This is a genomic window from Mangrovactinospora gilvigrisea (assembly GCF_001879105.1).
In the GTDB taxonomy this organism is placed as follows: domain Bacteria; phylum Actinomycetota; class Actinomycetes; order Streptomycetales; family Streptomycetaceae; genus Mangrovactinospora; species Mangrovactinospora gilvigrisea.
Genome location: NZ_MLCF01000133.1, coordinates 25,231 through 34,246 on the forward strand (window position 1 = coordinate 25,231; position 9,016 = coordinate 34,246).

The 9,016-nt window shown below is 72.0% G+C and carries 8 protein-coding genes; 7 read left to right on the forward strand and 1 reads right to left on the reverse strand.

Going from position 1 to position 9,016, the window contains the following annotated elements; translation table 11 throughout:
- Positions 1-7: 7 nt before the first annotated feature.
- From hrcA to BIV57_RS20505, 3 genes are read left to right on the forward strand one after another with little or no spacing between them, the layout of a single operon-like run.
- Positions 8-1,027 carry a heat-inducible transcriptional repressor HrcA gene (gene hrcA, locus BIV57_RS20495; protein ID WP_071658333.1) on the forward strand — a complete coding sequence of 340 codons (1,020 nt, stop codon included), beginning with the start codon at positions 8-10 and terminating at the stop codon, positions 1,025-1,027.
- A complete protein-coding gene (gene dnaJ, locus BIV57_RS20500) occupies positions 1,028-2,167 on the forward strand; it encodes a molecular chaperone DnaJ (protein ID WP_071658334.1) in 1,140 nt (379 codons plus the stop codon).
- Positions 2,164-2,922 carry a 16S rRNA (uracil(1498)-N(3))-methyltransferase gene (locus BIV57_RS20505; protein WP_071658335.1) on the forward strand — a complete coding sequence of 253 codons (759 nt, stop codon included), beginning with the start codon at positions 2,164-2,166 and terminating at the stop codon, positions 2,920-2,922. The genes dnaJ and BIV57_RS20505 overlap by 4 nt, the downstream gene beginning before the upstream one ends.
- Before the next feature lie 275 nt (positions 2,923-3,197).
- On the opposite strand, the gene BIV57_RS20510 is transcribed toward BIV57_RS20505, so the two are convergent.
- Positions 3,198-4,235, reverse strand: a complete 1,038-nt coding sequence (locus tag BIV57_RS20510) for a LacI family DNA-binding transcriptional regulator (protein WP_079170533.1) — start codon at positions 4,233-4,235, stop codon at positions 3,198-3,200.
- A gap of 213 nt (positions 4,236-4,448) precedes the next feature.
- Between BIV57_RS20510 and BIV57_RS20515 the strand changes: the two genes are divergently transcribed.
- From BIV57_RS20515 to BIV57_RS20530, 4 genes are all read left to right on the forward strand, one after another.
- Entirely contained in the window at positions 4,449-5,735 is a 1,287-nt protein-coding gene (locus tag BIV57_RS20515; protein ID WP_245797824.1) for an ABC transporter substrate-binding protein, read from the forward strand.
- 118 nt (positions 5,736-5,853) lie between these two features.
- Positions 5,854-6,834: a carbohydrate ABC transporter permease gene (locus BIV57_RS20520; RefSeq protein WP_079170534.1), complete on the forward strand. Its 981-nt coding sequence runs from the start codon at positions 5,854-5,856 to the stop codon at positions 6,832-6,834.
- Positions 6,831-7,697 carry a carbohydrate ABC transporter permease gene (locus tag BIV57_RS20525; protein WP_071658339.1) on the forward strand — a complete coding sequence of 289 codons (867 nt, stop codon included), beginning with the start codon at positions 6,831-6,833 and terminating at the stop codon, positions 7,695-7,697. Before BIV57_RS20520 ends, BIV57_RS20525 begins: the two co-directional genes overlap by 4 nt.
- Before the next feature lie 61 nt (positions 7,698-7,758).
- The coding region (locus BIV57_RS20530) for a GH1 family beta-glucosidase (protein WP_071658340.1) at positions 7,759-9,016 on the forward strand (1,258 nt) is incomplete at its 3' end.

Genomic DNA, 9,016 nt, shown 5'->3' on the forward strand with positions numbered 1-9,016 from the left:
GTCGGCCGTGCTCGACGAACGCAAGCTCGAGGTGCTGCGCGCCATCGTCCAGGACTACGTGGGCACCGAGGAGCCGGTCGGCTCCAAGGCGCTGGTCGACCGGCACAACCTCGGCGTCTCGCCCGCCACGATCCGCAACGACATGGCGACGCTGGAGGAGGAGGGCTACATCGCCCAGCCGCACACCAGCGCCGGCCGGATCCCCACCGACAAGGGCTACCGCCTCTTCGTCGACCGCCTGGCCAGCGTCAAGCCGCTGTCCACGCCGGAGCGGCGGGCGATCCGCAGCTTCCTGGAGAACGCGGTCGACCTCGACGACGTGGTCACCCGCACCGTCCGGCTGCTCGCCCAGCTGACGCGGCAGGTCGCGATCGTGCAGTACCCGTCGCTGACCCGCTCCACGGTCCGCCATGTGGAACTGCTCTCGCTGGGCCCGTCCCGGCTGATGCTGATCCTGATCACCGACACCGGCCGGGTGGAGCAGCGGCATCTGGCCACCCCCGGCGAGGTCGGCGAGGCGCTGCTGGGGGATCTGCGGGCGCGGCTGAACGCCGCGGTCGTCGGCCAGCCGTTCAAGGAGGTGCCGCGGCTCGTCGAGGAGCTGCCGCTGGCCTTCGAGGAGGCGGAGCGCCCCAACGTGGCCGCCGTCCTCTCCACGCTGCTGGAGACGCTGGTGGAGCAGACGGAGGAGCGGATCATCCTGGGCGGCACCGCCAACCTGACGCGATTCGGCCATGATTTCCCGCTGACGATCCGTCCCGTGCTGGAGGCACTGGAGGAGCAGGTGGTCCTGCTGCGTCTGCTCGGGGAGGCGTCCGAATCCGGGATGATCGTGCGGATCGGGCACGAGAACAAGGCACATGAGGGGCTGGCCTCCACATCGGTGGTGGCCGTCGGCTACGGTTCGGGCGACGAGGCCGTCGCGAAACTCGGCGTGGTCGGCCCGACTCGTATGGACTACCCGGGAACGATGGGAGCGGTACGCGCAGTGGCACGGTACGTCGGACAGATTCTGGCGGAGTCGTAGGTGGCCGCGGACTACTACCAGGCGTTGGGCGTTCGGCGGGACGCCAGCCCTGAAGAGATCAAGAAGGCTTTCCGCCGGCTGGCGCGCGAGCTGCACCCGGACGTCAACCCGGACCCGAAGACGCAGGAGCGCTTCAAGGAGATCAACAACGCCTACGAGGTGCTGTCGGATCCCGAGAAGCGCCGGATGTACGACCTCGGGGCCGACCCGCTGTCGTCCAACGGCGGCGGCGGTCCGGGCGGCTTCGGGGCCGGTCCGGGCTTCGGCTTCAGCGACATCATGGACGCGTTCTTCGGCCAGGGCGCCGGGGCGCGGGGTCCGCGCTCGCGGACGCGCCGCGGCCAGGACGCGATGATCCGCATCGATGTGACGCTCGCCGAGGCGGCCTTCGGCACCACCAAGGACCTCCAGGTCGACACGGCCGTGGTCTGCACCACCTGCAACGGCGAGGGCGCGGCCCCCGGCACCACTCCGCAGACCTGCGAGATGTGCGACGGGCGCGGCGAGGTCAGCCAGGTGACGCGGTCCTTCCTCGGCCAGGTGATGACCTCCCGCCCGTGCCCGCAGTGCCAGGGCTTCGGCACGGTCGTCCCCAACCCGTGCCCGGAGTGCGCGGGCGACGGCCGGGTGCGGGCGCGCCGCCGGCTGACGGTGAAGATCCCGGCGGGCGTCGACAACGGGATGAAGATCCAGCTGTCCGGCGAGGGCGAGGTCGGCCCCGGCGGCGGCCCGCCCGGCGACCTCTACGTCGAGATCAACGAGCTGCCGCACAAGGTCTTCCAGCGCCGCGGCGACGACCTGCACTGCACGGTGACGCTGCCGATGACGGCGGCGGCGCTGGGCACCCAGGTGCCGCTGGAGACGCTGGACGGGCGCGAGGAGGTGGACATCCGGCCGGGCACCCAGTCGGGGCAGTCCATCCCGCTGCACGGCCGCGGCATCACGCATCTGCGCGGCGGCGGCCGGGGCGACCTGCTGGTCCATGTGGAGGTGCAGACGCCCAGCAAGCTCGACGCCGAGCAGGAGGAGCTGCTGAGGAAGCTGGCGACGCTGCGCGGCGAGGAGCGTCCCTCGGGGCACTTCTCCCCGGGGCAGCAGGGCCTCTTCTCCCGGCTCAAGGACGCCTTCAACGGCCGATGACCGCACCGGTGTTCGTGGTGGAGGGCGGGGCGCTGGCGCGCGCCGCCGCGGGGGACGTGGTCCCGCTGGACGGCCCCGAGGGGCGCCACGCGGCCGCGGTGAAGCGGCTGCGGGCCGGCGAGGCGGTGGTGCTGGCGGACGGCGCCGGGCGCGGCGTGGACGGCGTGGTGGACGCGGTGCGCGGCAAGGACGGCATCGATGTCCGGGTCGAGGCGGTGCGCGACGAGGCGCCGCCGGCCCCGCGGGTGACGGTCGTGCAGGCGCTGCCCAAGGGAGACCGGGGCGAGCTGGCCGTGGAGACGATGACCGAGGTCGGCGTCGATGCGGTGGTGCCGTGGTCGGCGGCCCGGTGCGTGACGCGCTGGTCGGGGCCGCGCGGCGAGAAGGCGCTCGGCAAGTGGCGCGCCACGGCGCGCGAGGCGGGCAAGCAGGCGCGGCGGCTGCGCTTCCCGGAGGTGGCGCCGCCGGCGTCGACGGCCGAGGTGGCGGAGCGGGTCGCGGCGGCGGACGTCGCGGTGGTGCTGCACGAGGCGGGCGCCGCGGCGTTCGCGTCGCTGGCGGCCTCGGGGCTGGGCGAGGCGCGCGAGGTGCTGCTCGTCGTGGGGCCCGAGGGCGGGATCGCCCCGGAGGAGCTGGAGCGGTTCACCGCGGCGGGGGCGTCGGTCTGCCGCCTGGGGCCGTCGGTGCTGCGGACATCCACGGCGGGCGTGGTGGCGGCGGGCCTGGTGCTCGCGGCCTCCGGCCGCTGGCGCTGACGCCGGCGCCGGCGCTTGGCAGGGGTCCGCCGCGGGGTTCGGGGTCGCTCTTCGGATGCCCGGTTTGCGGCGCTCACTCGCGCGGTTCCTCGCGTCCCTGTTGTGGGAGCGGTTCCAAATGAGGCTGCGAGTTACTTCCAATGAGTGAACGCAGAGGCCGCGGCGGTGGGTGCCCCGCGAGGGGCGCGGGGAACTGCGCGAGGGTCCGCAAACCGGCACAAGACGGGCGCAAGCCGGGCGCGGGCCGCAGCATCCCGGACGCCGCCCGCGGGCGGTCAGCTCGACTCCCGCGCCACCAGCTCCGTCGCCAGCACCACCCGGCGGTGCGAGCGTCCCCGCTCCTCGATCTCGTCGAGCAGCAGCCGCACCATCTCGCGGCCCATCTCCTCGATCGGCTGCCGCACGCTGCTCAGCGGCGGCGTCGTGTGCCGGGCGATCATCGAGTCGTCGAAGCCGACCACGGCGACGTCCTCCGGCACCCGCCGCCCCGCCGCGCGCAGCGCGGCGAGCGCGCCGGCGGCCATCACGTCGGACGCCGCGAAGACGGCGTCCAGCCCGGGCTGCCGGGCCAGCAGCTCGGCCATCGCCGCCCGGCCGCCCTCCTCGGTGAAGTCGGCCTCCGCGACCAGCGGTGACGCGTCGTCGACGGCCGTCCCGTACGCCGCCAGGGCGCGCTGGTAGCCGCGCAGACGGGAGCGGGACGCCTCCATCTCGCGGGGGCCGGTGATGGTGGCGATGTGCCGCCGGCCGCGTTCCAGCAGGTGGGTGGTGGCGGCCTCGGCGCCGCCGGCGTTGTCCGGCTGGACGTGGCTGAGGCGCTCGCGGTCGGAGCGGCGGCCGCCCAGCACCGTCGGCATGTCCAGCTTCTCCATCAGGTCGGGCAGCGGGTCGCGGTCGTGGACGGCGGCCAGCAGCACCCCGTCGACCCGGCGGGCCGTCAGGAAGTTGGTGAGCCGCTTCCGCTCCTCCTCGGTGCGCACCAGGATCAGCAGCAGCTGCAGGTCGACCGCCCCCGCGTTCGCGGACAGCTCGGCGCTCACCCCGCGGATGATGTCGGCGAAGTACGGCTCGGCGAGCAGCCGGCTCTCCGGCTCGGGGATGACCAGGGCGATCGCGTCCGTCCTGCTGGTCACCAAGGAGCGCGCGGCCCGGTTGGGGACGTAGCCGAGCTCCTGGATGGCCGCCTCGACGGCCTCCCGGGCGCGGGCGCTCACCTTGGGCGAGCCGTTGATGACGCGCGAGACCGTGCCGCGTCCGACCCCCGCGCGCGCCGCGACCGCCTCGATGGTGGGACGGCGTTCATTGCTGTTCATATCACTGCCTTTCGTGCGAATCCGCATCGAGTGCCGACGATGTCAGACACGGCTCGATAACCAAGTTGTCTTCAACTGTTGACACTTGACCGTCCTCCGGTGGAGTCTCTGCGTCAACGAGATAGTGGGAGCGCTCCCATACGGCAGGAGGAAATCATGAGGATATCCGGTAGGCGGGCGGGACGTCCCAGCAGACGGCGGGTCCTTGTTCCGATGGCGGCCGGACTCGCCGCGATCGGGCTGCTCGCCGGCTGCGGCAGCTCGGGCTCGGGGTCGTCCGGCTCCTCGACGAGCGGCAAGGTCACCCTTCGGGTCGGCGACTTCGGCACCTTCGGCTACAACGCCAAGGGCGCCGACCTGTTCGCCGAGTACATGAAGCTGCACCCGAACATCAAGATCGTCGAAGACACCAACGCCAACGAGCAGAACTACTGGAACACCACCCAGGCCCACCTCGCCTCCGGATCCGGCGCCGACGACATCCAGGCCTTCGACGTCTCCCGGATGGGCCAGGTCACCTCGACCCTGGCCGGCAAGTTCGAGGACCTCTCCAAGGTCTCCGGCGTCGCCGAGTCCAACTGGACGGCCGTCAAGTGGGCCCAGGGCAAGGCGAAGAGCGGCGCCGTCGTCGGCCTCGGCACCGACCTCGGCCCCGAGGCGGTCTGCTACAACACCAAGCTCTTCAAGGCTGCCGGGCTGCCCACCGACCCCGCCGCGGTCGCCAAGCTCTGGGCCGGCAGCTGGACCACCTTCGTCAACACCGTCGGCAAGCAGTACCAGGCGCACGCCCCCAAGGGCACGCACTTCCTGGACAGCGGCGAGGGCCTCTTCAACAGCGTCGTCGGCAGCGGCGCCACGCAGTACTACGACGCGAGCGGCAAGGCGATCTACCAGGCCAACCCGTCGGTGAAGGCGGCCTGGGCGCTCGCCGGCCAGGCGGTCGCCGCGGGCGAGACGGGCGGCATCGCCCAGTTCTCCACCCAGTGGGCCTCCGGCTTCGCCAACAACACCTTCGCCACCACCATCTGCCCGGCCTGGCAGATGGCCAACATCGTCAACGACTCCGGAACCAAGAACGCCGGCGTGTGGAACATCGCCACCGCGCCGCAGGCCTCCAACTGGGGCGGCTCCTACCTGACCGTCCCCTCCCAGGGCCGCAACACCAAGGCCGCCGAGGCGCTGGTCCAGTGGCTGACCGCCGCGCCGCAGGAGGCCAAGATCTTCACCACCAAGAACATCGGCAACTTCCCGTCCAACGTGCAGGCGTACGCCGACCCGTCCGTCTCGGGCGCCAAGAACGCCTTCATGTCCAACGCGCCCATCGGGCAGATCTTCGCGGCCGCGGCCAAGAAGATCCCGGCCGCTCCGATCGGCCAGTACGACGGCGTGATCCGCAACGACATGGGCAACGGCGTGCTGCTGATGGAGCAGAAGCACAAGAGCCCGGCCGCCGCGTGGAGCGCCACCATGGCGCAGATCAAGACCGACACCACCGGCTGACGGCGCCTTTCCGCCCGCGGTGCCGGGACCGGAGCGCACCTTCCCGGTCCCGGCACCGCCCTCCGCACGGGCGTCCGCACGGACGTCCCCTCCGCCTTCCTCCGCAAAGGAGTCGACCGTGTCCGTGGTCGAATCGCCCGCCGCCCCGTCGGCGCCGAAGACCTCCGACGACGCCCGGCGCCGCGCCCGCCGCAGCCTGCTGCACAGGCTGGACACGAAGGCGTCCCCGTACCTGTTCGTGGCGCCGTTCTTCCTGCTCTTCGCGGTCTTCGGCATCTTTCCGCTGATCTGGACCGGATGGATGTCGCTGCACTCCGTCAGCACCCTGGCACCCGGGCAGATGACCTGGGACGGGCTCGGCAACTACACGATGCTGGGGCATGACGCCGTCTTCTGGAAGTCCCTGCGCAACACCGTCACCATCGGCCTCATCTCGGCCGTCCCGCAGCTGCTGATGGCGATGGGCCTGGCCCATCTGCTCAACTACCGGCTGCGCGGCCGGATGTTCTTCCGGGTGGCGCTGCTCGCCCCGTACGCCACCTCGGTGGCCGCCGCGGCGCTGATCTTCCAGTTCGTCTTCCAGCAGAACGACGCCGGGTTCGCCAACTGGTTCCTGCACCTGTTCGGATTCAAGGCGGTCGCCTGGGAGCCGGGCACCTGGACGTCCCAGCTGGCCGTCTCGGCGATCGTCATCTGGCGCTGGACGGGCTACAACACGCTGATCTACCTGGCCGCGATGCAGGCCGTGCCCGGCGAGCTCTACGAGGCCGCGGCCCTGGACGGGGCCGGCCGCTGGCGGCAGTTCCGCAATGTCACCGTCCCCTCGCTGCGGCCCACCATCCTCTTCACGGTGATCATCTCGGCGATCGGCTCGCTGCAGTTGTTCGGCGAGCCGTACCTGTTCGGCGGCAGCGCCCAGGGCATCAACGGGGGCTCGTCCAACCAGTACTCGACGCTCGCGCTGTACGTCTACCGGCTCGCCTTCAACTCCGAGCACCTGGGCCGGGCCGCCGCCGTCGCCTGGGTCATCTTCTTCATCGCCGTGATCGTGGGCGGCCTCAACGCCCTGATCGCCCGACGCCTGAGCAGGTCCGCATGAGCCTCCGCACCCGCAACCCCGCCGGCCGCCTGCACAGCGGCGGCCCGATCACCTACATCGTGCTCTCCGTGGTGGCCCTGGTCTCGCTCTTCCCGCTGTACTTCGCGGTGGTCGCGGCGTCCACCTCGCAGAGCCGGATCGCGCAGAGCCCGCCGCCGCTGATCCCGCACGGCAATCTGCTGCAGAACCTGCGGGCGGTGTGGGACTACCAGGGGCCCGGGGCGCACACCCTGGGCCTGGCGATGGTGAACTCGATCATCGTGGCCGGCGCGGTCACCGTCTCCACCGTGCTCTTCTCCACCTTCGCCGGGTTCGCCTTCGCCAAGCTGCGGTTCACCGGCCGCAATCTGCTGCTGATCCTGGTGGTGGCGACGATCGCGGTGCCGCCCCAGCTGATCGTGCTGCCGCTCTTCCAGATCATCTCCGGGCTGCACTGGACCAACCAGCTGCAGTCGGTGATCCTGCCGAGCCTGGTCACCGCGTTCGGCGTCTTCTTCATGCGGCAGTTCCTCAGCGAGGCGCTGCCCACCGAGCTGCTGGAGGCGGCCCGTGTCGACGGCGCCAACTCGCTGCGCACCGTCTGGCACGTGGTCTTCCCGGTGGCCCGGCCCGCCATGGCGGTGCTGGGGATGCTCACCTTCGTCCAGGCCTGGAACGACTTCCTGTGGCCGCTGATCGCGCTCACCCCGAGCGGAAACCCCACCCTCCAGGTCGCGCTGGCCAGCATCGGCGGCGGCTACAACATCAACGAGGCGGTCATCATGGCCGGCGCCGTGGTCGCCACCGTCCCGCTGCTGCTGGCGTTCGCCCTCTTCGGCAAGCAGATCGTGGGCGGCATCATGCAGGGAGCCGTCAAGGGATGAGCGGCGGCCAGCAGTCGTTCCACCGCCCCGAGTTCGACAGCCAGACGAGAGGACCCCGCCGATGACGTTTCCGCCGGACTTCCTGTGGGGTGCGGGCACCTCGGCGTACCAGGTGGAGGGGGCCGTCGCCGAGCACGGCCGCACCCCCTCCATCTGGGACACCTTCAGCCGCCGCCCCGGCGCCGTGGTCGGCGGTGCCACCGGCGAGACCGCCGCCGACCATGTCCACCGCTACCGCGAGGACGTCGCGCTGATGGCCGAGATAGGCCTCAACGCCTACCGGTTCTCGCTCTCCTGGCCCCGGGTGCAGCCCGGCGGCCGCGGCCCGCTGGTCGAGAAGGGCCTGGACTTCTACCGCCGGCTGATCGACGCCCTGCTGGAGCGCGGCATCACACCGCTGCCCACGCTCTTCCACTGGGACCTGCCGCAGGAGCTGGAGGACGCCGGCGGCTGGCCGGTGCGCGACACCGCGCTGCGCTTCGCCGAGTACGCCGACCTGGTCGGCGGCGCGCTGGCCGGCAGCGTCGGCCATGTCACCACGCTCAACGAGCCCTGGTGCGCGGCCTTCCTGGGCTACGCCTCCGGGGTGCACGCGCCCGGACGCACCGAGCCGGAGTCCTCGCTGCGCGCCGCGCACCACCTCAACCTCGCCCATCTGCTCGCCTCGGAGGCGCTGCGCCGGCACGGGCTGAAGGTGTCGGCGACGCTCAACCTGCCGGAGGTGCGGCCGCTCACCTCCTCCCGGGCGGACCGGGACGCGGCGCGCCGCATCGACGCCCTGGGCGGGCGGATCTTCCTCGGGCCGATGCTGGGCTCCGGCTACCCGGACGACCTGCTCAAGGACACCGAGGAGCTCACCGACTGGTCCTTCGTCAGGCCCCGGGACATCCCGCACGGCAGCTCCGTGGACCTGCTCGGCATCAACTACTACACGCCCACGCTGGTCTCGCACGGCCCCGCGGGGGAGGCCGGCTCCGACGGGCACGGCGGCGGGGCGGCGTCCCCCTGGCCGGGCACCGAGAAGCACGTCCGCTTCCATGTGCCGCCGGGCGAGCGGACGGCGATGGGCTGGGCCGTCGACCCGACGGGCCTGCGCGACCTGCTGCTGCGGATCGGCCGCCGCTACCCGCGGGTGCCGCTGCTGGTCTCGGAGAACGGCGCGGCCTTCGACGACACCGTCGGCCCGGACGGCGCGGTGCACGACCCGCTGCGGATCGGCTATCTGCGCGGGCACCTGGACGCGGTGCGGCAGGCGCTGGCCGGCGGGGTGGACGTGCGCGGCTACTTCGCCTGGTCGCTGCTGGACAACTTCGAGTGGG